At 48.3% G+C, this 26225-nt stretch carries 25 protein-coding genes; all 25 read left to right on the top strand.

The features are described 5' to 3' along the window. The first annotated feature begins 18 nt into the window (after positions 1-18). The 25 genes from truB (at position 19) to MHI54_RS00640 (ending at position 26165) form a co-directional block, all read left to right on the top strand. Entirely contained in the window at positions 19-948 is a 930-nt protein-coding gene (truB, locus tag MHI54_RS00760) for a tRNA pseudouridine(55) synthase TruB (protein WP_340082123.1), read from the top strand. Continuing rightward, on the top strand, positions 935-1873 hold the full coding sequence (locus MHI54_RS00755; RefSeq protein ID WP_340082122.1) for a bifunctional riboflavin kinase/FAD synthetase: 939 nt from the start codon (positions 935-937) through the stop codon (positions 1871-1873). Before truB ends, MHI54_RS00755 begins: the two co-directional genes overlap by 14 nt. Before the next feature lie 136 nt (positions 1874-2009). After that, on the top strand, positions 2010-2279 hold the full coding sequence (gene rpsO / locus MHI54_RS00750; RefSeq protein WP_095214743.1) for a 30S ribosomal protein S15: 270 nt from the start codon (positions 2010-2012) through the stop codon (positions 2277-2279). Between the two features lie 138 nt (positions 2280-2417). Next, entirely contained in the window at positions 2418-4544 is a 2127-nt protein-coding gene (pnp, locus tag MHI54_RS00745) for a polyribonucleotide nucleotidyltransferase (RefSeq protein WP_095214819.1), read from the top strand. A 112-nt stretch (positions 4545-4656) separates the two neighbouring features. Then, the gene (locus MHI54_RS00740; RefSeq protein WP_233134801.1) at positions 4657-5610 is read left to right on the top strand and encodes a polysaccharide deacetylase family protein; all 954 of its coding nucleotides are present in this window, start codon (positions 4657-4659) and stop codon (positions 5608-5610) included. Positions 5611-5649: 39 nt separating this feature from the next. After that, positions 5650-6864, top strand: coding sequence for a pitrilysin family protein (locus tag MHI54_RS00735; protein WP_095214820.1), 1215 nt, complete (start codon positions 5650-5652; stop codon positions 6862-6864). A gap of 16 nt (positions 6865-6880) precedes the next feature. Further along, positions 6881-7111 carry a YlmC/YmxH family sporulation protein gene (locus MHI54_RS00730; RefSeq protein WP_093726550.1) on the top strand — a complete coding sequence of 77 codons (231 nt, stop codon included), beginning with the start codon at positions 6881-6883 and terminating at the stop codon, positions 7109-7111. 152 nt (positions 7112-7263) lie between these two features. Further along, positions 7264-8142, top strand: a complete 879-nt coding sequence (gene dpaA, locus MHI54_RS00725; protein ID WP_095214745.1) for a dipicolinic acid synthetase subunit A — start codon at positions 7264-7266, stop codon at positions 8140-8142. 16 nt (positions 8143-8158) lie between these two features. After that, the gene (gene dpaB, locus MHI54_RS00720) at positions 8159-8749 is read left to right on the top strand and encodes a dipicolinate synthase subunit B (RefSeq protein ID WP_095214746.1); all 591 of its coding nucleotides are present in this window, start codon (positions 8159-8161) and stop codon (positions 8747-8749) included. A gap of 121 nt (positions 8750-8870) precedes the next feature. Next, entirely contained in the window at positions 8871-9920 is a 1050-nt protein-coding gene (locus MHI54_RS00715; protein ID WP_095214747.1) for an aspartate-semialdehyde dehydrogenase, read from the top strand. A gap of 9 nt (positions 9921-9929) precedes the next feature. Further along, positions 9930-11141, top strand: a complete 1212-nt coding sequence (dapG, locus tag MHI54_RS00710; protein WP_095214748.1) for an aspartate kinase — start codon at positions 9930-9932, stop codon at positions 11139-11141. 35 nt (positions 11142-11176) lie between these two features. Beyond that, entirely contained in the window at positions 11177-12040 is an 864-nt protein-coding gene (dapA, locus tag MHI54_RS00705; RefSeq protein WP_095214749.1) for a 4-hydroxy-tetrahydrodipicolinate synthase, read from the top strand. A 103-nt stretch (positions 12041-12143) separates the two neighbouring features. After that, positions 12144-12875, top strand: a complete 732-nt coding sequence (locus tag MHI54_RS00700) for an ATP-dependent Clp protease proteolytic subunit (protein ID WP_095214750.1) — start codon at positions 12144-12146, stop codon at positions 12873-12875. Then, positions 12872-13081: a YlzJ-like family protein gene (locus tag MHI54_RS00695; RefSeq protein ID WP_095214751.1), complete on the top strand. Its 210-nt coding sequence runs from the start codon at positions 12872-12874 to the stop codon at positions 13079-13081. Before MHI54_RS00700 ends, MHI54_RS00695 begins: the two co-directional genes overlap by 4 nt. 149 nt (positions 13082-13230) lie before the next feature. Continuing rightward, entirely contained in the window at positions 13231-15531 is a 2301-nt protein-coding gene (locus tag MHI54_RS00690; protein WP_095214752.1) for a DNA translocase FtsK, read from the top strand. A gap of 215 nt (positions 15532-15746) precedes the next feature. Further along, positions 15747-16826 carry a BMP family protein gene (locus MHI54_RS00685; protein ID WP_095214753.1) on the top strand — a complete coding sequence of 360 codons (1080 nt, stop codon included), beginning with the start codon at positions 15747-15749 and terminating at the stop codon, positions 16824-16826. A 151-nt stretch (positions 16827-16977) separates the two neighbouring features. Next, the gene (locus MHI54_RS00680; RefSeq protein WP_095214754.1) at positions 16978-18510 is read left to right on the top strand and encodes an ABC transporter ATP-binding protein; all 1533 of its coding nucleotides are present in this window, start codon (positions 16978-16980) and stop codon (positions 18508-18510) included. Beyond that, entirely contained in the window at positions 18510-19553 is a 1044-nt protein-coding gene (locus tag MHI54_RS00675) for an ABC transporter permease (RefSeq protein WP_095214755.1), read from the top strand. Before MHI54_RS00680 ends, MHI54_RS00675 begins: the two co-directional genes overlap by 1 nt. A 1-nt stretch (position 19554) precedes the next feature. Further along, positions 19555-20508, top strand: a complete 954-nt coding sequence (locus MHI54_RS00670) for an ABC transporter permease (RefSeq protein WP_095214756.1) — start codon at positions 19555-19557, stop codon at positions 20506-20508. A 163-nt stretch (positions 20509-20671) separates the two neighbouring features. Continuing rightward, a complete protein-coding gene (locus MHI54_RS00665) occupies positions 20672-21949 on the top strand; it encodes a pitrilysin family protein (RefSeq protein WP_095214757.1) in 1278 nt (425 codons plus the stop codon). Between the two features lie 2 nt (positions 21950-21951). Next, entirely contained in the window at positions 21952-23241 is a 1290-nt protein-coding gene (locus tag MHI54_RS00660) for a pitrilysin family protein (protein ID WP_095214758.1), read from the top strand. A 2-nt stretch (positions 23242-23243) separates the two neighbouring features. Next, positions 23244-23957 carry an SDR family oxidoreductase gene (locus tag MHI54_RS00655; RefSeq protein ID WP_095214759.1) on the top strand — a complete coding sequence of 238 codons (714 nt, stop codon included), beginning with the start codon at positions 23244-23246 and terminating at the stop codon, positions 23955-23957. A 79-nt stretch (positions 23958-24036) separates the two neighbouring features. After that, entirely contained in the window at positions 24037-24297 is a 261-nt protein-coding gene (locus MHI54_RS00650; protein ID WP_095214760.1) for a DUF3243 domain-containing protein, read from the top strand. A 154-nt stretch (positions 24298-24451) separates the two neighbouring features. Next, positions 24452-25207 carry a DUF3388 domain-containing protein gene (locus MHI54_RS00645; protein ID WP_095214761.1) on the top strand — a complete coding sequence of 252 codons (756 nt, stop codon included), beginning with the start codon at positions 24452-24454 and terminating at the stop codon, positions 25205-25207. Between the two features lie 28 nt (positions 25208-25235). After that, positions 25236-26165, top strand: coding sequence for a RodZ domain-containing protein (locus MHI54_RS00640; protein WP_158221471.1), 930 nt, complete (start codon positions 25236-25238; stop codon positions 26163-26165). Positions 26166-26225: the final 60 nt, after the last annotated feature.

The following is a 26225-nucleotide window of genomic DNA, read 5'->3' as shown; positions in this document are numbered from 1 at the left end:
TTTACATAGTACAAAGGGGTGCTGGCATTGGATGGGATCCTTGCATTATGGAAACCAAAGGGGATGACTTCCCACGATTGCGTGTTCAAGGCGCGCAAAATATTGCAAACGAAGAAAATTGGGCACACTGGTACATTGGATCCGGACGTAGAAGGTGTCTTGCCGCTCTGTATCGGCCAAGCAACGAAGATCGTCCCTTATTTGACCGATACGTCCAAAACCTATGTTGCAGAAGTGACCCTGGGCACCGCTACAGAGACAGAAGATAAAAGCGGTGCTGTAATCGAGGAAAAGCAGGTCATGGAACCGATTCCTCTGGAGACCATCGAATCGGTCCTCCAGCAGTTCACCGGGGAAATCGAACAGGTACCGCCAATGTATTCCGCAGTCAAGGTCGCGGGACGGAAATTATACGAGTATGCTCGGAAAGGGCTGGAAGTGGAGCGTCCCATCAGGCAGGTGACGATACATGAAATCGTCCTGGACAAAACGTCTGTGAGCAAAAATGGAAGTGTGTTCCGGTTCACCGTCAGCTGCTCGAAAGGTACTTATGTCCGTACACTCTGTGTGGATATAGGCAAAGCGCTTGGATACCCTGCTCATATGAGCGACTTGGAACGAATTCAGGCAGGAGCATTTCGTACACAGGATACGGTCACTTTTGCTAAAATGGAAGAGGCAATGGAAGCAGGCAGTATGGAACGATTGCTGCAGCCGGTCACGAAGGCGATAGAATTCATGCCGCTGATCGAGGCAGATGCCGTAATTGAACAAAAAGTGAGATACGGTCAGCGACTCAAACGGCCGTCCGAAGCCGATCTCTATCGTGTACAAAAAGGTGATCAGCTTCTCGGGATTTATGAGACGCACCCTGCCTATCCACATTTACTGAAGCCAAAACGAGTATTCGTATCAGGGAAAGCAGGAGGCACAGATGGAAACGATTAAACTACATTATTCAGAAACAATGAAGCTGGATGACATGCCTGCTGTAAGTGCGGCCATCGGTTTTTTCGACGGTATCCACCGCGGGCATCAGGAGGTCATCAAGCGAGCGATTGATGCTGCAGGGGAAAGAGAGCTGAAAAGTGCGGTCATCACTTTCCACCCGCATCCATCCGTCGTATTGGGAAAAGCGGATACAAGAGAAGACTATTTGACACCGCTCCGTGAAAAGGAAGCGATTCTGGAGAGCATGGGAATTGACTATCTTTATTTGATCGGTTTTACGAAGGAACTGGCAGGTCTTAGTCCGGACGACTTCATCGAGCGCTTTATCAACGGACTGGCAGTGCGTCATCTTGTATCTGGTTTTGATTTCACATACGGCAAGAAAGGTGCGGGGAATGCCGATACGCTTCGGGAAGCTGCCAAGCAGCATGCGTTTTCATATGAAGCGGTGGCAAAAGTCGAGAGTGGGGAAGAGAAAATCAGCTCCACGAAAATCCGTCAGCTTGTTGCAAATGGAGAGGTGGAAGCAGCGATCGATCTGCTCGGTCATCCGCTGACATTGACAGGAGAGGTCATCACTGGTGATCAGCGCGGACGCACTATCGGATACCCGACAGCGAATATCCGCATCGCCGAGGATTATTTCCTGCCAAAAGTGGGTGTTTATGCCGTGGAGGTATTGATTGATGATAAAACCTACAAAGGCATGGCCAACCTCGGATTCAAACCGACCTTCCAGGAAGATGCTGTTGTTCCGAACCTGGAGGTGCATATCCTCGATTTCGATGAACAGATTTATGGCGAGGATGTCACCGTATCCTGGTGTAAATTCATCCGGGAGGAAGTCAAATTCGACGGAATCGAGGCACTTGTTGCGCAGCTGGACCGGGATAAAGAACAGATCGGCGCATATTTTGCATAGAATGTTGTCCAATAGACTTGCATTCTGTCAGCAAAAAGTGTAATCTGGACTATGGAAAACCTTCGCTTGGCAATTCGCTACTCCGGCGATTGCTCGGGGAATGGGGTTACTATCAGATTTTCAGGAGGAATAACAAATGGCAATCTCTAAAGAGCGCAAGAATCAACTGATCGCAGAATACAAAACACATGACACTGACACTGGTTCACCAGAAGTGCAGATCGCTGTTTTGACGGAGGAAATCACTACACTTAACGAACACCTTCGTACACACAAAAAAGATCACCATTCACGCCGTGGCCTATTGAAAATGGTTGGTCGCCGCCGTAACTTGTTGAACTATCTTCGCGAAAAAGATGTTACACGTTACCGTGAACTAATCCAAAAACTTGGCCTACGCCGATAAGATTGACTAAAAGCGGGAATAATTCCCGCTTTTTCTATAGGAGAAAACCTATTTTACATAGTGTGATAAATGGAACCTGGACAAGTGCATAATACAAAGACAGGATCCAATGTAAGATTAATGAGAGGGGCTTTATTCATGGCAGATCAAAAACAAGTGTTCTCCACTGAGATTTCCGGACAGACTTTCACTGTCGAAATCGGGGAACTTGCCAAGCAAGCGAACGGCGCTTGCCTCATCCAGTACGGCGATACATCCGTACTATCCACTGTCACTGGTTCCAAGGAACCGAAGGACTTACCATTCTTCCCATTGACAGTTAACTACGAAGAAAGACTATATGCAGTAGGTAAAATCCCAGGGGGATTCATCAAACGGGAGGGACGTCCGAGTGAGAAAGCAGTACTTGCTTCCCGTCTGATCGACCGTCCGATCCGTCCTTTATTCCCTGATGGATTCAGGAACGATGTGCAAGTGATCAGCATGGTCATGAGTGTGGATCAGGATTATTCTTCCGAAATCGCAGCAATGATCGGTTCTTCCATTGCAATCAGCATTTCCGATATCCCATTCAATGGTCCGATAGCGGGTGTTGTGGTCGGCCGTGTCGACGGTGAATTCGTCATCAACCCGACGAAGGAACAGCAAGAGAGAAGTGACATCGATCTTTCCGTAGCCGGAACGAAAGATGCCATCAACATGGTGGAAGCAGGCGCGCAGGAAGTGCCGGAGGACATCATGCTGGAAGCAATCATGTTCGGTCATGAAGAAATCAAGCGACTCGTTGCATTCCAGGAAGAGATTGTTGCGGCTGTAGGCAAGGAAAAAATGGAAGTGCAGCTCTTCGATTTGGACAAGGAATTGATGGAAGATGTCAAGGACCGCTGCTACGATAAGCTGAAAGCAGCAATCGAAGTGCATGAGAAGAAAGCACGTGAAGCGGCAATCAGTGAAGTCAAGGACGAGATGGTGACATTCTATGAAGAGCAGGAAGCAGATGAAGATACCATCAAGCAGGTGAAGGGCATCCTTGACAAGCTTGTGAAGGAAGAAGTCCGCCGGGCCATCACGAAGGACAAGATCCGTCCGGATGGACGCGGAGTGGATGAAATCCGTCCGCTGTCATCACGGATCGGCGTCCTTCCGCGTACGCACGGTTCTGCACTGTTCACGCGGGGCCAGACACAGGCACTCAGTGTTTGTACATTGGGCGCACTTGGTGACGTACAGATCCTCGATGGATTGGATACGGAAGAGACGAAGCGCTTCATGCATCATTATAACTTCCCTCATTTCAGTGTCGGGGAGACAGGACCAATCCGTGCTCCGGGACGACGGGAAATCGGTCATGGGGCCCTCGGGGAGCGTGCGTTGGAGAAGGTCATCCCTTCCGAAAAGGATTTCCCGTATACAATCCGCCTTGTGTCCGAAATCCTTGAATCGAACGGCTCTACGTCACAGGCCAGTATTTGTGCCAGCACAATGGCCATGATGGATGCTGGTGTTCCGATCAAAGCGCCGGTAGCAGGTATTGCCATGGGCCTTGTCAAATCCGGTGATGATTATACGATCCTAACCGATATCCAAGGCATGGAAGATGCACTTGGAGACATGGACTTCAAAGTGGCGGGTACTGAAAAAGGCGTCACAGCTTTGCAGATGGATATCAAGATCGAAGGCTTGAACCGGGAAATCCTTGAAGAGGCACTTACACAAGCTCGTAAAGGACGCCTTGAAATCCTCGATCATATGATGTCCACGATCAGGGAGCCGAAGCAGGAGCTGTCTGCATATGCTCCGAAGATCCTGACGATGACAATCAATCCGGATAAAATCCGCGATGTCATCGGACCAAGCGGTAAACAAATCAATAAAATCATCGAAGAAACCGGCGTCAAAATCGATATCGAACAAGACGGTACAGTGTTCATCTCCTCCACTGATTCTGCCAAGAACGAACAAGCCAAGCAGATCATCAGCGACATCGTACGCGAGGTCGAAGTCGGTGAAGTGTATGAGGGTACAGTCAAACGAATCGAGAAATTCGGTGCCTTTGTTGAATTGTTCAAAGGAAAAGATGGCTTGGTCCACATCTCAGAACTTGCTGAAGAGCGTGTGGGCAAGGTGGAAGATGTCGTCAAAATCGGCGATAAGCTGAAAGTGAAAGTCAAGGAAATCGATCGTCAAGGTCGAGTGAACCTTTCACATAAACAATTATTGATCGAAGCCAAAAAGGAAAAAGAACAGCAGGAATCTGCTGAATAATAAGCATGACGGAAGAAACTGGTCCAGCCAGTTTCTTTTTTTGAAGGATAAAATGCCATGCTTGTTCTTCCTTGTCCCAGCCCTTCATAAGCTAGATTAGGGAGGGATGGGAATGCACCGGATTATCATTCACCTAATCGTATTCATCACACTGATATTCCTGCTTATCGATAGCGGTCATACGCCGTTTCAGACCGCATCTGTCGCGCATCATCCGGTTTTTTCCGATGTAGCAGTGCGGGCAGATGAGGAAGAACTGCGACAGGAAATAGAAGCAGTACGCCAGGAAGTCGAAAAGCCGGCTGAAAATGCGCGAATCGATAAGATATGGAAGAAGGTGCCCGGCAAGGCTGGCACCAAGGTAGATGTCGATGCTTCCTTGGAAAAAATGAAGAAGGCTGGTATGTTTGATCGCGAGCTGCTTGTAATCGAAGAAGTCGAGCCGGAAATCACCCTGGATGAGCTGCCGGCATCTCCGATATACCGCGCCAGGGAAGATCAGGAGCAGGTCGCCTTATTGATCAATGTCTCATGGGGGGAAGACCATATTCCGGCAATCTTGCAAACGTTGAAAGAAGCAAATGTAAAGGCCAATTTCTTCATCGAAGGGAAATGGGCGAAAGAGCATAATCAGCTTGTCGAGATGATCAAGGAAGAAGGACATGTCATCGGGAACCACGCATACAACCATCCTGACATGAAAAAAATGAGCAAAACCGAATCGGCTGAGCAGATAAGTGAGACAAATGAAATCATCCATGCCATCACAGGTGAGAAGCCAGTCTATTTTGCCCCGCCGAGCGGAAGCTTCAATGACGGGGTCATCCAGGCTGCCGATGAACAGCAGATGGAAACGATTCTTTGGTCGGTCGATACCATTGATTGGCAAAAGCCGACTGTTCCTGTTATGATGAAACGCGTGACCGAAAAACTGCATCCCGGGGCTTTCATCCTCATGCATCCTACTCCTGTCGTGGAGGCAGGTCTTGGAGATATGCTGAAAGCGATTGAGGATAAGGGGTACAGTGTATCGACTTTGGATACGATATTGAATGAAGGAAGATAATGGTACAGCAAGATGTACGTTGATTGGGAGGATTCGAATTTGCTGCAGAAGCATACTTGCAAGAATGGATTAAGAGTCGTAGTAGAAAACATGCCATCGGTACGTTCCGTTACAATTGGCATTTGGATTTTGACAGGTTCAAGGAATGAAGAAGAGAAGAATAATGGATTGTCCCACTTTTTGGAGCATATGTTTTTCAAGGGGACGAAAAAACGTTCTGCCAAGGAGATAGCCGAGGCCTTCGATGCCATCGGAGGCATGGTGAATGCTTTTACCTCCAAGGAATATACATGCTATTACGCAAAAGTGCTGGATACACATAAGGATTTTGCATTGGAAGTATTAGCGGACATGTTCTTTGAATCTCAGTTCGCGCAGGAAGAGATCGAGAAGGAGCGCAAAGTCGTCTTGGAAGAAATCAAGATGGCTGAAGATACGCCGGATGATATCATCCATGATTGGCTCGCCGAGGCTGCTTATGGCAAGCATCCGCTCGGATTGCCGATTCTCGGTTCAGAAAGCACGCTGATGAGCTTTACCAGCGAGTCGGTAAGGAATTATAAAGAATCACACTACGTGCCTGGGAAGATGGTAGTATCTGTAGCGGGGAATGTGGATGATGCATTCATCAAAAATGTGGAGGAGCATTTTGGGGCGTTTCAAGCTGAATCGGCTCACCGGGCGCTTGAAGTGCCTCCATTCAAGCCGAATACAATCAGCCGATCCAAGGAAACCGAACAAGCCCATTTGACAATCGGTTATCAAGGGTTGAAATTGGATGATCCGGCAAGCTACAGCCTGATGGTCGTAAACAATGTCTTGGGCGGCAGCATGAGCTCAAGATTGTTCCAGGATGTCCGGGAGGAAAAAGGTTTGGCTTATTCTGTGTTCTCCTATCATAGTACGTACATGGATAGCGGTATGCTGACCATTTATGCCGGGACGGGAAAAGAACAGCTGGATGAGCTCCAGAAAACGATTTACCAGACGCTGGAGAAACTGAAGGCTGATGGTCTCACCGACAAAGAGCTGCGCAATACGAAAGAGCAGCTGAAAGGCAACTATATGCTCGGCTTGGAAAGCACGAACAGCAGGATGAGCAGGAATGGACGGAATGAACTGCTGCTTGGCAAGCATCCCTCTTTGAATGAATTGATCGAAAGAATCGACAGCGTGACAATGGAAGATGTGGACGCCGTCATCCAGGAAATCTTCGGCAAAGAGCCGGCAACAGCGATTGTCGCACCAAAATAAAAGGAGCTGATCTGCTTTGCGTTTCAAGGACATAGGTGATAAAGAGATCATTGATGTGAACAATGGCGAACGGTTGGGTGTGCTTGGACAGACGGATATCGAGTTCAATCCAGTCACTGGAAAAATCGATGCATTTCTCATACCGAATTATAAATGGTTCGGGTTGCGCAAGGAAGGCAGTGATAATCGCATTGCCTGGGAGGAAATCCAGACAGTCGGGAAACATATGATACTTATAAAGACGTAACTTTTGCCAGTGCACAATGCACTGGCTTTTTTTGTGTTTGCATCATGACCCAATTCAATCACTCCTCGCGGTATTCCTCATATGATAACTCGAAAGCAACAATCTCCATTGAAAAAGAATCATGAAAATACGCTGCAGAGCGAGGTGAGAGTTTGACCACCGAATTGACTATCGCTGTTCTTGGCGGTGACGCCCGCTACTTGGAGATGATTCGCAGCTTGCAATGCAGTGCGAATGCATCTGTATTTGCAGTGGGCTTCGAACAAATCAGTCAAAGCTTCACCGGCGGTATCCAGCGGGAGTTGGAGGATCTTGACCCACAGAGTCTGAATGCAGTCATCCTCCCGATTCCCGGCGTAGGTCCCGATGGGCAGATTGAAACAGTTTTTTCCGATAAGAACATTCAGCTGACGGAAAGCTGGATGGATCGATTGCCCCGGGATTGTGTCATTTTCACAGGTATCACGAATGACTATCTGACAGATTTGTGCAAAAAGCGGAATTTGCGTCTTGTGTCCCTTTTCGACAGGGACGATGTCGCAATCTATAACTCGATTCCAACAGCCGAGGGCGCCATCATGACAGCTATCAAACATACCGATTTCACCATCCACGGCTCCAAGGTCGTCGTGCTTGGTTTCGGACGTGTCGGCATGAGCGTAGCCAGCAAATTCGATGCACTTGGCGCCGATGTCCATGTCGGTTCGATTCATGATGCCGATATTGCCCGGATAAGCGAAATGGGAATGCATGCATTTTTCCTCGAAATTCTGCCGGAAGTGGTCAAGGATAGTGATATCCTGATCAATACCATTCCTGCACTTGTCGTGAAGAAAGCGATCATTGAGCAGCTGCCTACGCAGACACTGATCATCGACCTTGCTTCCAAGCCAGGCGGAGTCGACTTCCATTATGCGAAAAAACGAGGCATCCAAGCCATCCACGCACTGAGCCTGCCCGGAATTGTCGCCCCGAAAACCGCCGGTAATATTTTGTCTGTCGTCATCAAACAGATTTTAACAAACAGCTAAAAGGAGGAGTAACCATATGAGTTTAGCAGGAAAACGGATCGGGTTCGGTATTACGGGCTCCCATTGCACCTACAGCGAAATTTTTCCCCAAATCGAACAGCTGGTGAAGCTCGGGGCGGAAGTGGTTCCCGTTGTCAGCAACACGGTACAATTCACTGACACCTATTTCGGCGATGCCAAGGATCATATGCAAAAGATCAGTGATTTGACGAAAACAAAGATCATTCGCACCATCCCGGAAGCAGAGCCATTAGGTCCTCGTGAACCGCTTGATTGCATGGTCGTTGCACCGCTCACCGGCAACAGCATGTCAAAACTGGCCAATGCATTGACGGATAGTCCGGTATTGATGGCGGTCAAAGCCACAGTGCGCAATGGCAAACCCATCGTACTCGGAATCAGTACGAACGATGCCCTTGGGCTCAATGGTGTGAACCTGATGCGTCTCATGGCGGCAAAATACATGTATTTCATCCCGTTCGGACAAGATGACCCATTCAAAAAGCCGAATTCCTTGGTTGCCGATATGACAAAGCTTCCCGAAACGATCGAAGCTGCACTGGAGTATAAGCAGCTGCAGCCTGTATTGGTCCAACGTTTTTCCTAAACTCCTCAAACGATAACCTATGACAGAAAAATTATGATAGAATAGTGCTAGCGTTACATCTAAGCTAGCGTAATAACAATAGAAATGTATCCATTCAGATAGACAGAGGAGAGGGTTTTTCATGACACAGCAAGGTTATCATATCGCAGTGGTAGGCGCGACGGGCGCTGTTGGGCAAAAGATGCTGGAGACTCTTGCAGAACGCGATTTTCCGATCGGCGAGCTATCCTTATTATCTTCCAGCAGATCAGCTGGGCAGCAAATAGATTTCAAAGGTAAAAGCCATACGGTGAAGGAAGCCAAACCAGAAAGCTTTGAGGGTGTTGATATTGCACTCTTTTCTGCAGGCGGTTCCGTATCCAAGGCGCTGGCACCGGAAGCTGTGAAGCGCGGGGCGGTAGTGGTCGATAATACAAGTGCGTTCCGTATGGACCCTGAAGTGCCGCTTGTAGTACCGGAAGTGAACGAGGGTGACCTGAAGCTTCATAAAGGTATCATCGCCAACCCGAACTGCTCTACGATCCAAATGGTCGCAGCACTGGAGCCGCTGAAAGAAGCTTACGGTCTTTCCCGTATCATCGTCTCTACTTACCAAGCTGTGTCCGGGGCTGGAGCAGTCGCAATCGACGAATTGAAAAACCAAGCGCAGCAATTCCTGAACGGAGAAGACATGGAAGCAAGTGTCCTTCCGGTCAAAGGGGATGAACGCCACTTCCCGGTAGCCTTCAATGCGCTGCCGCAAATCGACGTGTTCCAGGATAATGGGTACACATATGAAGAAATGAAAATGATCAATGAAACAAAGAAAATCATGCATGCAGAGGACCTTCACGTCTCGGCTACTTGTGTACGGCTGCCAGTATTCACTTCCCATGCCGAAAGCGTATATGTCGAGCTTGGCCAAAGCGGCCTCACTGTCAAGGATATCCAGGATAAACTGGCAGCAGCCGAAGGAGTCGTGCTCGAAGATGATCCGGGCACACAGACTTATCCGACACCGCTTTCGGCAGCGGGCAAGAAAGAAGTATTCGTGGGAAGAGTGCGCAAGGATCCCGATCATGATAATGGATTCCATCTGTGGATCGTGTCCGATAACCTCTTGAAAGGTGCAGCATGGAATAGTGTCCAAATCGCAGAACGATTGATCCAACATAACTTGCTTACAGTCTGAGGTGTAGAAATGAAAGTGTTAGTCCAGAAGTTCGGCGGTACGTCTGTAAGAGACAATCAGGCGGAAGCCATCCAGCACATCGAGGCAGCCCTGAAGGAAGGGAATAAGGTAGTGGTCGTCGTATCGGCAATCGGCCGATATCCCGATCCATATGCAACCGACTCCTTGCTTGGACTGATCGGAGTTCCAGGTGAGACGCATATTTCCAAACGGGAGAAGGATTTGCTGCTATCCTGCGGCGAGGTCATCTCCTCGGTCGTGTTCTCAAATGCACTGAACGCCAAGGGAATCCGAGCCGCTGCATTGACCGGGGCCCAGGCTGGTTTCATCACCAATGATGAATTCACAGCTGCGAAAATCAAGGAAATGCGCGTCGATAGGGTTTGGGAAGAACTCGAAACCCATGATGTCGTCGTGGTAGCCGGATTCCAAGGCATGACGGAAGACGGAGAGGTCACGACCATAGGCCGGGGCGGCAGCGATACATCCGCAGCTGCACTCGGCGCTGCTTTGCAAGCGGAATATGTCGACATCTTCACGGATGTGGAAGGAATCATGACTGCCGATCCCCGTGTTGTCGAGGAAGCGCGTATGCTCGATGTCGTCACATACACTGAAATTTGCAACCTGGCATATCAAGGTGCAAAAGTGGTGCATCCGCGGGCAGTCGAGATCGCGATGCAGGCAAAGGTCCCGATGCGTGTGCGCTCGACAGGGTCCCTTTCAGAAGGAACCCTTGTCACATCATCCAGGGACAGCTTTGCCGGCAAAGATATTCCTGACCGGCTGATTACCGGCATTGCACATCTTGCCGGCATTTCCCAAATCAAAATCGAAACCGATACGGATGCATATAAAACACAGTCACGCGTTTTCAAAGCGATGGCTGAGGCAAATATTTCGGTCGACTTTATCAATATCTCGCCAAATGGAGTCGTCTATACGATTGCTGCCGAGCAAGTCATGCTTGCAGAGGAGATCCTTCATGATCTTGGCCTGAAGCCGAAGGTGATCAACAACTGTGCGAAGGTATCCCTTGTCGGTGCCGGTATGACAGGAATTCCTGGCGTGACGGCGAAAATTGTCCAAACATTGACGGATAAAGAAATCGACATCCTGCAATCAGCTGACAGCCATACGACCATCTGGGTATTGATTAATGAAAAGGATCTTGTAGCTGCAGTGAACGCGCTTCACGAGACATTCGAGCTCAGTCTATAAGGTTTGACAATTGTTGAAGACAGAGGGGTTTTACGATGAAATTCGGTAAAATTATTACAGCGATGGTAACGCCATTCGATAATGATGGGAAAATTGATTTCGACGCCACTGCCCGTTTGCTCGATTATTTGATTGAAAACGGGACAGACGCTGTCGTCGTAGCTGGTACGACAGGTGAATCGCCGACACTTTCCCACGAAGAAAAGCTTCAGCTGTTCCGCCATGTGGTAAAAACAGCTGGCGGCCGGATTCCAATTATCGCGGGAACCGGCAGCAATAACACGAAAGACAGTATCGAACTGACAAAAGAAGCAGAGGAAATCGGTGTCGATGCAGCCTTGATCGTCGCGCCATATTACAACAAACCGAACCAGCGCGGATTATATGCGCATTTCGAAGCAGTGGCAAATAGCACGAAGCTGCCGATCATGCTTTACAATATTCCTGGACGGTCCGTGGTGAAAATCGAAGCGGAAACGGTGATTAAGCTTTCAAAAATCAAAAACATTGTTTCCGTGAAGGATTCCACTGGGGATTTGAGCGCCATGACGAAGGTCATCGCCAATACGCCTGATGATTTCAGCCTGTACAGCGGTGATGATGATTTGACCCTTCCGGTGGCTGCCATCGGCGGCGATGGAATCGTATCCGTATCCTCCCATGTGGTCGGAAATGAAATGCAGGCCATGCTGCAGGCATATGAAGCTGGTGATATCGGAGAAGCTGCCCGCATCCATCAGCAAATCCTGCCGGTAATGCAAGGCATGTTCCAGGCGCCGAGTCCGACACCGGTGAAAGAAGCATTGAACCAAAAAGGTGTGACAGTAGGCGGCGTCCGTCTGCCGCTTGTGGAACTGACGGAAGCAGAGAAAGAAAACATCAGCAAGCTCTTGAAATGATCGACGGCAAAAAGCAGGAGGGATTCCCTCCTGCTTCTTTGTGTATGTATGCCGATTGGCTCGCTGTCCATACTAAAAACAAGTATGGAAAGGAGCTAGGAAAATGGCAAAGGAACGTAATGATAACCAAGAGAATGAAAACGAAGAATCCGGCGGGAAATCCATCATTGAAAAAATCCAGCAGCTCGGTCAGACATCGGTTGCCCAGGCACCTGACTCCCGTGTCCATGTACTGTCCATCATCGGTCAGATAGAAGGGCATATGCAGCTGCCGCCGCAAAATAAAACGACGAAATATGAGCATGTCATCCCTCAATTGATCGCAATCGAACAAAATCCAAAGATAGAGGGATTGATAGTGCTGATGAATACGGTCGGGGGAGATGTAGAAGCAGGACTTGCCATTTCAGAGATGATTGCATCGCTTTCCAAGCCGTCGGTCTCCATCGTCCTGGGGGGCGGACATTCAATCGGTGCACCAATCGCAGTGAGCACAGATTATAGTTTCATCGTACCGACCGCAACGATGACGATTCACCCGATCCGGCTGACCGGACTCGTAATCGGCGTACCGCAGACCTTTGAATATCTGGATAAAATGCAGGATCGGGTCATCAGCTTCGTTACCTCTCATTCTTCCATCACCGAAGAAAAATTCAAAGAGCTCATGTTTGCCAAAGGCAACCTGACGAGGGACATCGGTACGAATGTCGTCGGGACAGATGCAGTATCCTTTGGGCTGATCCATGAAGTCGGCGGTGTGGAGCATGCGATGAAGAAGCTGAATGAATTGATGGATCAGCGAAAAGCAGCCCTGAATGGGGAATTGCAATGATCCTGTATACACCGCTCGCTGCCGAGGACATTTTCCCCGCCGAAACGAAAGAATTCGATTCCCATCAAATCATGCAGTACAGGGGAAGGACGGTGCAGGCTGAACATCTGGGCAACGGCACGTATCGCGTTCATCAGCTATTATCGACGGATCCGGCTGATTTCCTGGATGAAAGCTGTGCTCCCGGAAAGTTATTCTCTTTATAAATGAATACGTATGTTCGTCTTTTTGAATCCTATGTTATACTTAATGGGATGGCAAATCGATGCAGAATAGAAAACCCTTGTCGTTGGCAGGGGTTTTCTTTACATCTAAAGAAGTACATAAGCAATGTAAAACAAGGAGATTTACTACTATGGCTAAACGAAAAACAAAAAAACGTCAAACCAAGTTCAAGCATGTGATGAGCTTTGAAGTAATCGGACTGTTATTGATATTTCTCGCTGTTTTCGGAAGTGGCGCAGGGGCCATCAGTGACGGGGCCATACCGAATGCATTGGAGCATTTGTTCCGGTTCTTCTTCGGAAGCTGGTACTTCCTGCTTGCTGTCTTTATGGGCGGAGTGGGCATCTACTTGATGGCCAGATGCAAGAAACCGAATTTGCTTCATAAGAAGCTGATCGGACTGTATCTTATCACTGCTGGGATCCTGCTGTTCACACACATCCAGGCATTCGAGGATAAGCTGAGCCAAGTGGAGCAGCCGTCCATCATCAAGACGACATGGAACTACTATTTGGCTTATATACAAGATACGATCGATCCCGCCGCATTAGGCGGAGGGATGGCAGGTGCCATCCTGTTCGCATTGAGCTACTATTTGCTTTCGGCAACTGGTGCCAAGATCATCGCTTTCTTCCTGGTTGTCATCGGGATTTTGATTTTAAGCAATACCTCCTTTTCTGCAGTTGTCCAAAAATTGGTCGATGCAGTGAAAAAAGGGGCAAGCGCATCTTCTGCCAAGGTGAAAGACAAGCTTTCCGAGAACAAGGAGCGTAAAAAGACAGAACGCCCGCAAAGGAAGCCAAAACGTAAGCCGGTGCTGGCAGGGAAAGAGGAAGCGGCAGAAGCGGAACCGATTCACGAAGAACCGATCATCGAGGATTTCACGAATATTGCCTACGCGGAACCCGAACCGGAAATCATCGAGCCGAAGCAGGAAGCCCCTAAAGAGACAGAAGAGGAGCCGGCAGAGGAGAAAGAGGCGCTGCCTGCCTCTGAGCTGGAAAACAGGGATTACCAGCTGCCTAGCATCACCTTGCTGAAACAGCCGAAGAAAAACAGCCAGAAACAAGAACGATCCCAGATTCAGGCTGTCGCCAGGAAGCTCGAGCAGACATTCCAGAGCTTCGGCGTCAAAGCGAAGGTAAGCAAGGTACATGTCGGACCAGCTGTGACAAAGTATGAAGTGTATCCGGATACCGGAGTGAAGGTGAGCAAGATCGTGAATCTTCATGATGATCTGGCACTTGCCCTGGCAGCGAAGGATATCCGGATTGAAGCCCCGATACCAGGCAAATCGGCAGTAGGTATCGAAGTGCCGAATAAGGAAGTCGCAAGTGTATCACTGCGGGAAGTGCTCGATAATAGCCAGATGAAATCCGGCTCCAAGCTGAGCTTTGCGCTCGGCCGTGATATTTCCGGAGAGTCGGTGGTAGCGGAATTGAACAAGATGCCCCATCTGCTTGTGGCAGGAGCTACCGGAAGCGGTAAAAGCGTGTGCATAAACGGCATCATCACAAGCATCCTCATGCAGGCGAAACCACATGAAGTCAAAATGATGATGATCGATCCGAAAAAAGTGGAGCTGAATGTTTATAATGGCATCCCTCATCTGCTGACGCCCGTTGTGACAGATCCGAAAAAAGCGGCAAGGGCCCTGAAAAAAGTCGTGGCGGAAATGGAACGGCGATATGATCTGTTCTCCGAATCCGGAACGAGAAATATCGAAGGCTACAATGCCTATATCAAAAAGCAAAATGAACAGAATGAGGAAGAACAGCCATTTTTGCCATTCATTGTCGTGTTGGTCGATGAGCTTGCCGACTTGATGATGGTCGCTTCCAGTGAAGTGGAGGATGCCATCACAAGATTGGCACAGATGGCACGCGCTGCCGGGATCCATTTGATCATCGCCACGCAGCGTCCGTCTGTCGATGTCATCACCGGGGTCATCAAGGCAAACATCCCATCCCGGATTGCCTTCAGCGTAAGCTCCCAGATCGACTCCCGGACCATTCTCGACAGCGGGGGCGCCGAGAAGCTGCTCGGACGGGGTGATATGCTGTTTGTGCCAGTCGGCACCTCCAAGCCGACACGCATCCAAGGTGCTTTCCTATCGGATGAAGAAGTGGAGAAGGTTGTCGATCATTGCATCCAGCAGCAAAAAGCGCAATATCAGACCGATATGATCCCGGAGGAAGAACAGGATGTGCAATCCGAAGTCGAGGATGAACTATATCATGATGCGGTCTTCCTCGTAACGGATATGCAGAGTGCCAGTGTCTCCATGCTGCAGCGTCGTTTCCGCATCGGCTATACAAGAGCGGCCCGTTTGATAGATGCGATGGAAGAACGCGGTGTCGTGGGACCTTATGAAGGGAGCAAGCCGCGGCAAGTGCTGGTTTCAAAATCGGCAGAGGACAAACTTTCGTAGGACATAATTTTCATGAAAAGGAACAAAATCTAGATGAATATCCCTCGAAAAATCGAAAATATTCGTGTTTTTTGTAAAACAAGTATTTATTTTCTGTAAAAAGCATGTTATATTATTGTTCGAGTGAAGCAAATGTAGTAATTATGACCTAATAATCTACTAATTATGTATCATGCTTCGACTTAGCTATCAATCTATATTTGGGGGTTTCTATCTTGAAAATGCGTCGTTATGCAGTACTTTTAGGTTTGATCCTTGTGGTCGGTGTCGTACTAAGTGCATGCGGATCAGGCAGCAGCAGCTCCGGTCAAGGCGGAAGCGATGACAGCTTCAAAACAGCAATGGTGACTGATACTGGCGGTATCGATGATAAATCATTCAACCAGTCCGCTTGGGAAGGTCTTACAAAGTTCGGTGAAGACAACGACCTAAAAGAGAAAGAAGGGTATGATTACCTTCAATCAAACAGTGCATCTGATTATACAACAAACCTGAATCGCCTCGTGCAATCCAACACGGATCTGATTTTTGGTGTCGGGTTCAAACTTGCGGAGGATATCGGTAAGGTTGCCGATCAGAACAAAGAAACGCATTTTGCCATCATTGATTCTGTCGTAGAAAAAGAGAATGTAGCAAGCATCGTATTCGAAGAGCAGCAAGGCTCTTTCCTTGCTGGTGTAGCTGCAGCGACAAAGTCCGAATCCGGTAAAATCGGCTTCGTTGGCGGAGAAGAAAGTGAATTGATCAAGAAGTTTGAAGCAGGATACGTTGCTGGTGCGAAATCAGTCAATAAAGATATCGAAGTGGATGTACAGTATGCCGGCTCCTTCGGTGCACCTGACAAAGGTAAATTGATTGCATCTAATATGTACAACTCCGGCGTGGATGTCATCTATCATTCTGCCGGCGGTACTGGAAATGGTGTATTCGCCCAAGCAAAAGACTTGAAAAACAATGATCCAGAAGGAAACTACTGGGTGATCGGTGTCGACCGTGACCAGTATGATGAAGGCCAAATCGGAGATAACAACGTGACATTGACAAGCATGCTGAAAGCTGTTGATGTTGCGGTAGCCAAAGTCGCCCAAGACTCCAAAGATGGCAAATTCCCTGGAGGAGAAATCGTATCATTCGGTTTGAAAGATGATGGAATCGGTATTGCAGAAACTAATAAAGAAGCATATACAGACGATATCAAATCAGCTGTGGACGAATGGAAGCAAAAAATCATCGATGGTGATGTAACTGCTCCATCCACGGATGACGAACTGAAGGAATATGTAGATTCTCTATAAGAAATCAAAAGGGCTAGAGTATGCACTCTAGCCTTTTATAAAAAATCATCAACTGAAGCGTCTTTAAACCAGACAATTCCCCGCTTCATTTGACGATTTTTTTTTGAACGAAATCAAAGAAAGTTCGTAATTCCGAGAAGGAGTGTAAAATATGGAGAATTATGTAATCGAAATGCTGAACATTCGCAAAGAATTTCCCGGAATTGTCGCCAATGACAACATCACGCTTCAAGTGAAAAAAGGTGAGATCCATGCGCTGCTGGGAGAAAATGGCGCAGGTAAATCCACACTGATGAATGTCCTATTCGGTCTTTATCAGCCGGAACAGGGAGAAATCCGTGTCGAAGGCAAGAAAGTCGAAATCAATGACCCGAATGCTGCCAATAGACTGGGTATCGGGATGGTGCATCAGCACTTCATGCTGATCGACACATTCACTGTCGCCCAAAATATCGTTCTTGGCAGCGAGCCGAAAAAAGGACTGAAGATCGATATGAAAAAAGCGATCCGTGAAGTCCAGGAACTTTCCGACCGATACGGCTTGCAGGTGGATGCCACTGCCAAGATCAGCGATATCTCGGTAGGCATGCAGCAGCGGGTGGAAATCCTGAAGACCTTGTACCGCGGTGCGAATGTCGTCATATTGGACGAGCCTACCGCTGTATTGACCCCGCAGGAAATCAAGGAATTGATCGTTATTTTGCGGACTTTGATCAAAGAAGGTAAATCCATCATTTTGATCACCCATAAATTAAAAGAAATCATGGAAGTATGCGACCGCTGTACTGTCATCAGAAAAGGGCAGGGAATCGGCACAGTAGAGGTATCCGAAACGAATCCAAATGAGCTTGCTTCTTTGATGGTGGGCCGTGAGATTCGCTTCTCGACGGAAAAACAGCCTGGCGATCCGAAAGAAACGATTCTTTCCATCAAAGGTCTTACTGTAGAGGACTCCCGTCATGTCGACATGGTAAAAGGGCTGGATCTTGATATACGTGCAGGTGAAATTGTCGGAATTGCCGGAGTAGATGGAAATGGGCAAACAGAATTAATTGAGGCAATTACCGGACTTCGCAAAAAGAAGGCTGGCAAGGTAATGCTGAAAAACCAGGACATCACCGATATGCCTGTCCGCGCCATAACAGAAAGCGGTGTCGGCCATATCCCGCAGGACCGTCACAAGCTGGGGCTGGTCCTTGATTTTTCCGTAGGGGAAAACATCGTCCTGCAGACCTACTATCAAAAGCCTTACTCTAAAGGCGGTATCCTTTCCTTCAAACGGATTTTCGACAAAGCGAAAACGCTGATTGACGAATATGATGTGCGTACGCCAAGTCACCTGACGAAAGCTCGCGCTTTATCCGGAGGGAATCAGCAAAAGGCGATCATCGGGCGTGAAATCGATCGCAACCCGGATTTATTGATTGCTGCGCAGCCGACACGCGGTCTTGATGTGGGAGCCATCGAGTTCATACATAAGCGCTTGATCGAGCAGCGTGATCAAGGTAAAGCTGTATTGCTTGTCTCCTTCGAATTAGATGAAATCCTTAATGTGAGTGATCGGATTGCCGTCATGTTCGACGGGAAAATCATTGCGGTAGTCGATCCGAAGGAAACAAATGAACAGGAGCTCGGATTATTGATGGCAGGTTCGAAGCTTGAGAAAGAAGGGGCGCAAAACTAATGTTTTCCAGCAAAAAGTTCAATTACATCATACCAATCATCTCGGTCTTGCTCGGTTTGATTGCAGGTGCAATCATCATGCTCATTTTTGGTTATAATCCGATTCTCGGCTATCAGGCATTGTGGAATGGGGTCTTTGACAGTCCATTCTTCATGTCGGAAACGGTCAACCGTATCACACCTTATATCCTGACAGGTTTGGCGATCGCTTTTGCTTTCCGTACCGGTTTGTTCAATATCGGCGCAGAAGGACAGGTGCTTGTCGGCTGGGTTGCGGCAGTTTGGGTAGGTACCGCCATCGATGCACCTGCTTTCATCCATCTGCCGCTGGCAATCCTTGCTGCAGCGGCAGCAGGAGCACTTTGGGCATTCGTGCCAGGTATCCTGAAAGCCAAGCTCGGCGTCCATGAAGTTATCGTCAGCATCATGATGAATTATATCGCACTCCATGTAACGAATTACCTGATTCGTTCCGTCATGACGGACAACCAGGAAACGACAGAGCCAGTCAAACAGACTGCATCATTGACAAATGATTTTCTGATTGGGTTGACTGGATCTCGTTTGCATCTTGGCTTCATCATTGCTTTATTGATGGTACTTGTCATGTGGGTCATTTTAGAGCGTACGAAGCTGGGTTATGAATTGAAGGCGGTAGGATACAACCAGCATGCGTCCAATTATGCAGGGATGAAAGTCGAACGGAACATCGTCATTTCCATGCTGATTTCAGGGGTTTTCGCAGGTCTTGCAGGTGCGATGCAGGGTCTGGGGAGCTTTGGTAATGCCTTCACGAATACAGCATTCTCCAATCTTGGATTCGATGGGATAGCTGTTGCACTGCTTGGCGGGAACAACCCGTTCGGCGTTGTGCTGTCAGCCAGCTTGTTTGGATTCCTGAAGGTGGGCTCACTCAATATGTCCACAGCTGGGGTGCCGAATGAAATCATCGAAATCGTCATTGCTCTGATCATACTTTTTGTTGCTTCCGGTTTCATTATCCGCTGGGCACTGCTGCAATTGAAAAAAGGGGAGAAAAAATAAAATGCTGGATATCCTATATTCCATTATTCCGCAAACGCTGTTCTTTGCCGCTCCTCTTATTTTCACCGCACTTGGCGGTGTATATAGTGAGCGTTCAGGTGTTGTCAATATCGGTCTGGAGGGCCTTATGGTCATCGGGGCTTTCTCTTCGGTTACGTTCAACCTGCTTTATGCCGATACTTTTGGCGATGCAACCCCGTGGTATTCCTTGGTTGTCGCCATAATCGCGGGGATGCTGTTTTCATTGATTCATGCTGTTGCCACAATCACTTTCCGAGCCGACCAGACGGTTACAGGGGTGGCGATCAATATGCTGGCACTTGGATTCGGTGTCTTCATGATCAAACAGATCTTTGGAAAAGGGCAAACCGATTTCATCTCCCAGCCGATTTATACGACAGATGTACCATTCTTGGTCGATATTCCTGTCATCGGCAATATGTTCTTCAACAATATGTATATCACGTCGTACATTGCAATCGTTCTATCGTTCGTTGCATGGTACGTCTTGTATAAGACGCCGTTCGGCCTGCGTATCCGTGCAGTCGGGGAGCATCCGATGGCTGCTGATACGAACGGTATCAAGGTATATACGACTAGATATATCGGCGTCATCATTTCCGGGGCCCTTGCCGGTCTCGGCGGTGCGGTTTTCGCCATGACAATCTCGCAGAATTTCTCCGTTTCCACAATCGCCGGACAGGGATTCATGGCGATCGCGGCAGTCATTTTCGGTAAGTGGAATCCGCTTGGGGCAATGGGGGCAGCTTTGTTCTTTGGTTTTGCTCAATCATTGAGTGTCGTCGGTTCCTCGATTCCTTTGCTCGAAAATGTACCGCAAGTATACTTGCTGATTGCGCCTTATGTGCTGACAATCCTTGCTTTGGCGGGATTCATCGGCCGCTCGGTGGCACCGAAAGCAAGCGGTGTTCCGTACATAAAAGGCAGCCGATAAGACAAAAGACCCGACGTTTACAGTGCGTCGGGTCTTTTTATGTAAACTGATTCTTTTACTTCCAGTCGATTTTTCATTAATATGGTAATCATAGCGAGGATTGTCGGATATATATAAGCAAAACTAGAGAAGCTATACATAACAGTAGTCAGGGAGGTTCCTCATGAAAATTGCAGATGAACAGATCATCACAGGAAAAGGTGCGACGCTGCACCTTATACCAACGAAGAAATACAAGACAATCAGCATTGCTGTGAAGCTACAGGCGCCGCTTGAAAGAGAGACGATAACAGCAAGGGCCCTGCTTCCGTATGTCCTGCAGCAGGGTACTGCCAATCTTCCGGATGCGCGCGCATTGCGCATCAAGCTGGACGATCTATACGGTGCCATCTTGTCCATTACAGGAACGAAGAAAGGCGAAAAGCATATCATCACGCTGCGCCTGGATGTAGCAAATGAGAATTATCTGAGCGATCGGACTCCATTATTCGAAAAAGCAGCCGATTTGCTGCGTGAAATTTTATTCGAACCCAAGGTGGAAAATGACGCCTTCACCCAATCGATCGTCTCACGTGAAATACAAACCCTGAGACAGAAGATGACAGCCTTGAAAGATGATAAGATGAGCTATGCAAATATGCGGCTCATCGATGAGATGTGCAAAGGAGAATTGTACAGCCTCCATGTGCACGGGTATGAAGAAGACTTGGAAGCAATGGACGGCCGGAAGCTGTTTGACTATTACAAACAGCTGCTGAAGCAGGATAAGATGGATATTTACATTCTTGGCGATGTGGATAAAGAGCATGCCGAAAAAGCTGTCCGTCCATTCATGGAACGGGACACTGCACCAGCGGAAGAAAGGGCTGCTGCTGTTCACCCTGCGACTGGAGATATCAAGGAAGTGGTGGAGAGACAGGACGTGCAGCAAGCCAAGCTTCATTTGGGCTACCGCACCAATATCCTTTATGACGATCCGGATTATGCCGCACTGCAAGTATTCAATGGCCTATTCGGCGGTTTCCCGAGCTCCAAGCTGTTCCGGAACGTCAGGGAAAAACATAGCCTGGCCTATTACGCAGCTTCGCGTTTTGAAAGCCATAAAGGGCTATTATTCGTCTTCTCGGGCATCGATCCGAAAGACTATGAGAAAGCCAGGGAAATCATCGATGCTCAGCTCGCCGCCATGCAGGCAGGGGAATTCGAGGGCAGCGAAGTCGAGGAAGTGAAGGATCTCATCGTCAGCCAAATCCTGGAGACGATCGATAACCCGGCAGGTCATATCGAAACCTTGTACCAGCAAGTAGTGGGACATAGGAACATACCTATCGAGAAAATGCTGGAAGCAATCAAACAGGTTACGAAGGAAGATGTCCTGCAAGTGGCAGAAAAAGTCCAGCTGGATACCGTATACCTGCTGACGAATAAGGGGGACGAGTGAGGATGCATAAGAATCATTACGAACAATTACAGGAATCAGTATACGCAGAAACGCTGCCGAACGGTCTGAAGGTATTCCTGCAGCCGAAATCAGAGATGGCAAAAACATATGCGATTTTTTCAACGAACTACGGATCGATCGACCAGACTTTTGTCCCGCTTGATGGGAAGGAAAAAATCACTGTGCCAGAAGGAATTGCGCATTTCCTCGAGCATAAGCTGTTTGAAAAAGAAGATCGGGATGTGTTCCAGGATTTCACCAAACAAGGTGCATCAGCAAATGCATTCACTTCCTTCACGCAGACAGCCTATCTGTTTTCTGCAACTTCCCATATCGAAGAGAATGTGACGACATTGCTTGATTTCGTCCAGGACCCTTACTTTTCCGATAAATCGGTGGAAAAGGAAAAAGGCATCATCGCCCAGGAAATCCGCATGTATGACGATCAGCCGGACTGGCGTTCTTTCTTTGGCACCATCCAGAGCCTGTTCCAGTCTCACCCGGTAAGGATCGATATCGCCGGAACTGTGGAATCGATCCAGGAAATCACGAAGGAAGACCTTTATACTTGCTATAACACGTTCTATCATCCTTCGAATATGACATTATTCGTCACCGGCAATATCGATCAGGAGAAGATGATGGAACTTATCCGGTCCAACCAAGCCGGGAAGACATTCGCTCCTCCTGCCAAGATAGAACGCTTCTTCCCGGAGGAGCCTGAAACGGTGGCAGAAAAGAAAAAGATAGTCCATATGCCGGTAAGTGTGCCGAAATGCATGATCGGCATCAAAGAAAAAACGGATTATGCGTCACCGGAAGCATTTCTCCGGCAGGAACTGCTGACAGATATGGTCCTGGACTATTATTTCTCTAAGAGCGGGGTCTATTATGAGGAATTATATAAAGAAGATCTGATCGATGACAGCTTCAGCTTCGAAACCAGCCTGGAGAAGAACTTCGGGTTCTCCATCATCGGTGGCAATACGGGCGATCCGGATCGATTCGCCGATACCGTCAAAGGAATGCTGCAGCGCATGAAAGACCATACTGTCACCGAGGCAGAAATGGATCGTATGAAGAAAAAAACGATCGGTCAGCTGCTGCGGGCGATGAACAGCTTGGAGTTTGTCTCCAATCGATTCATTCAATACCATCTTGCCGGGGTTGATTTGTTCGAAATCGTACCAGCAATCGAAAAATTGACAGCTGACGACGCGAATGCTTTCCTGAAAGAATGGTTCAGTGAAGATCGACTGTCCGTCTGCCAGATCCTGCCTCAGGAGGCATGACCATGGACAAAGTCATTTTCATCACGGGCGCAAGCGGGGCTATCGGCTCTGCTTGCGCCCGTCAGCTTGCCGGTGAGGGGCATCAGCTATTGCTTCATTATAATCGGAATGAACAGGCGATGGAGGAGCTGTGCCGTGATATACCGGAGAGTGTGCTTGGGACGATCCGCGCTGATTTGACAACAGAGCAAGGCTTGTCGGAGCTTCTGGGTTTTTTGTCTTTCCCGATCGATCAACTGGTCTATGCTGGCGGTATGGCGCATTACGGCATGTTCCAGGATATGACGAATGATGAGATGGACGATTTGCTTGCCGTCCATGTAAAGGCTCCCTGGCGAATAAGCCGGCATGTGCTGCCGTCGATGCTAACACGACGGAATGGGGCGATTGTCATCATTTCCTCCATTTGGGGAGAAAGGGGTGCCAGCTTCGAGGTCGCTTATTCCAGTGTCAAAGCTGCCCAAATCGGATTCGTCAAAGGATTGGCCAAGGAAGTCGGAACCAGCGGCGTACGTGTCAATGCAGTGACTCCGGGTGCCATCGATACCGCCATGAACAGCCAGCTTTCCCCGGAAGAGAAGCTCCGCATCACAGAGGATATTCCGATGGACCGGTTTGGCAAGGCGAGCGAGGTCGCCGATGCCGTCAGTTATTTGCTCAGCGACAAAGCTTCCTATGTGAATGGGCATGCATTGGAAGTGAATGGCGGCTGGTAAAATTAAGTTATATTTTTGTGTATAAGAAGCCTCCTTCTGTCAAAAGATAAACTGCAAGCTAATGAAGGAGGAAGATACCATGTCAGTTCTTGACAATTTTGATTCTTGGAAAGATTTCCTGGGTGATCGTCTGCATCAGGCGCAAAACAAAGGGATGGAGACTGATACTGTCTCTGGCATTGCGTATGAGATCGGTGATTATCTTGCGACAAAAGTGGAAGCTAAGAACACGGAAGAGAAAATCCTTCGTGATCTGTGGACTGTCGCGTCCAAGGATGAGAAACAAGCAATCGCCAACATGATGGTTAAGCTTGTCCAAGATAATGGCCATACTCGCTAAAAGGTAAGCCAACTTCATTAAAACCTGCTTCTTTCCCAGAAGCAGGTTTTCTTTATAGTAACAGCCTGTTATGGCTTTTCTAATCTACTTTTTTCCTTTATAGTAAGAATAGGTTTTGTTATCAGACGCTATTTTCCTGTAAAGGGGCTTTTCTATGGAAACGTTGGAATGGTATTTGGAATATGAGATCCAGCATGACCGTCCGGGTTTGCTTGGGGACATCTCTTCCCTGCTTGGTATGTTATCCATCAATATCAAGACGATAAACGGGGTGGAGAACCAGCGGCGCGGGATGCTGCTTTCGGCCGAAAAAGAGCTGCAGATCATCCGTCTCCATTCCATTTTGCGGACGATGGAGCATGTACATATCACGAAATCCAGAGAGCCGAAGCTCCGTGACCGGCTTGCCGTGCGGCACGGCAGATATATACACCGGGATGTGGACGATAAGAAGACATTCCGTTTCGTCCGCAGTGAAATCGGACTTCTTGTCGATTTCATGGCAGAATTGTTTAAACAGGAAGGCTCAAAGGTAATAGGAATACGAGGGATGCCGCGTGTTGGCAAAACAGAATCGATCATCGCCGCAAGCGTGAGCGCCAACAAACGCTGGCTATTCGTCTCCAGTACGCTCCTGAAGCAGACAGCCAGGAATCAGCTGCTGCAGGATGAATACAATGAGGACAATCTCTTCATCATCGACGGCATCGTTTCGACCAGCCGCTCGAGTGAGCGTCATTGGGAGCTTGTACGCGAAGTGATGCGGCTCCCTGTAGCAAAAGTAATCGAGCATCCGGATATATTCGTCCGGGAAACGGAGTTTACATTGGATGATTTCGATTATATTATTGAACTTCGGAATCATGATGATGAACAAATCATCTATGAACCGGAATTCAGACAGATTTAAGCAATTTTAAAGATGGATGGTGGTATTAATGGACATTGGTGCAAAGCTCCGGGAAGCAAGGGAATCCAAGGGAATGACTTTGGAGGATGTACAACAGCGCACCAAAATTCAAAAGCGTTATCTGAAAGCAATTGAGGAGAATAACCACAGCGTAATGCCTGGTGACTTCTACACGCGTGCCTTTATCAAGGAATATGCACAGACGGTAGGTCTTGATCCGGATGAGGTGCTGGAGCCCAAAGCGCAGCAGGAAGCAGTTGCTCCGCCGGTTCAGGAAGAGGCAAGCGAAGCTCCTTCCCGTCAGGAACGCAGCCGCACCCAGGAAAATGACGGGCCTCCCCGCCGTGAGAGGAAAGGCATTCCGTATTTATCTTCCATCATCATCGGATTGATCGTATTGGCTGCCATTGCTGTCGTCATCTTCTTCTATGCCGGCGGTTCCAATGAGAACACCGAGAATGATACGGCCACGCAGCAGAATGAGGATCAGGTTACTTCGCCTGAAAACGGCCAGTCCGCAAATCCAGGGACAAATGAGGATACAGCCGATCAATCTGCCGATGCGGATGAGCAAGCAGATGATGCAGCGGAAGATGAACAGGCCCAGCAGGAAGAGGAGCAGGCAGAACCTAAGCTCTCCGTTGACGAAGAAGGCACTGCCAGCAATCCAGTAACCACGTACACACTGGAGAATGCAGGTGATGAGGTGACATTGACGCTTGCTGCCGAGGATGGGGATGCTTGGCTGCAAGTAGGCGACGGAAATAATGCCGGGAATGTATACACCGGTACGATCACTGCCGGAAGCGAACCTGTGGAGCAGGACGTAAGTGATTTGGAAACAGTCTCTATCAAGACAGGTTTTGCCAGAGCGACTAAATTGGAAATCAACGGTCAGGAACTGACATTCCCGATCGATAATGATGTGCAGACCATCAAGGTCAATATCCAGAAATAATGGTACGAGTTAAACCCTTTGCGTCTATGGAAAGGGTTTAACTTTTGTTTGATCATGCAT

Origin of the sequence: Terribacillus sp. FSL K6-0262 (assembly GCF_037977385.1) — a bacterium.
In the GTDB taxonomy this organism is placed as follows: domain Bacteria; phylum Bacillota; class Bacilli; order Bacillales; family Amphibacillaceae; genus Terribacillus.
Note: the sequence above shows the minus strand (reverse complement) of the source record. Positions and strands in the feature narration are given on the sequence as shown.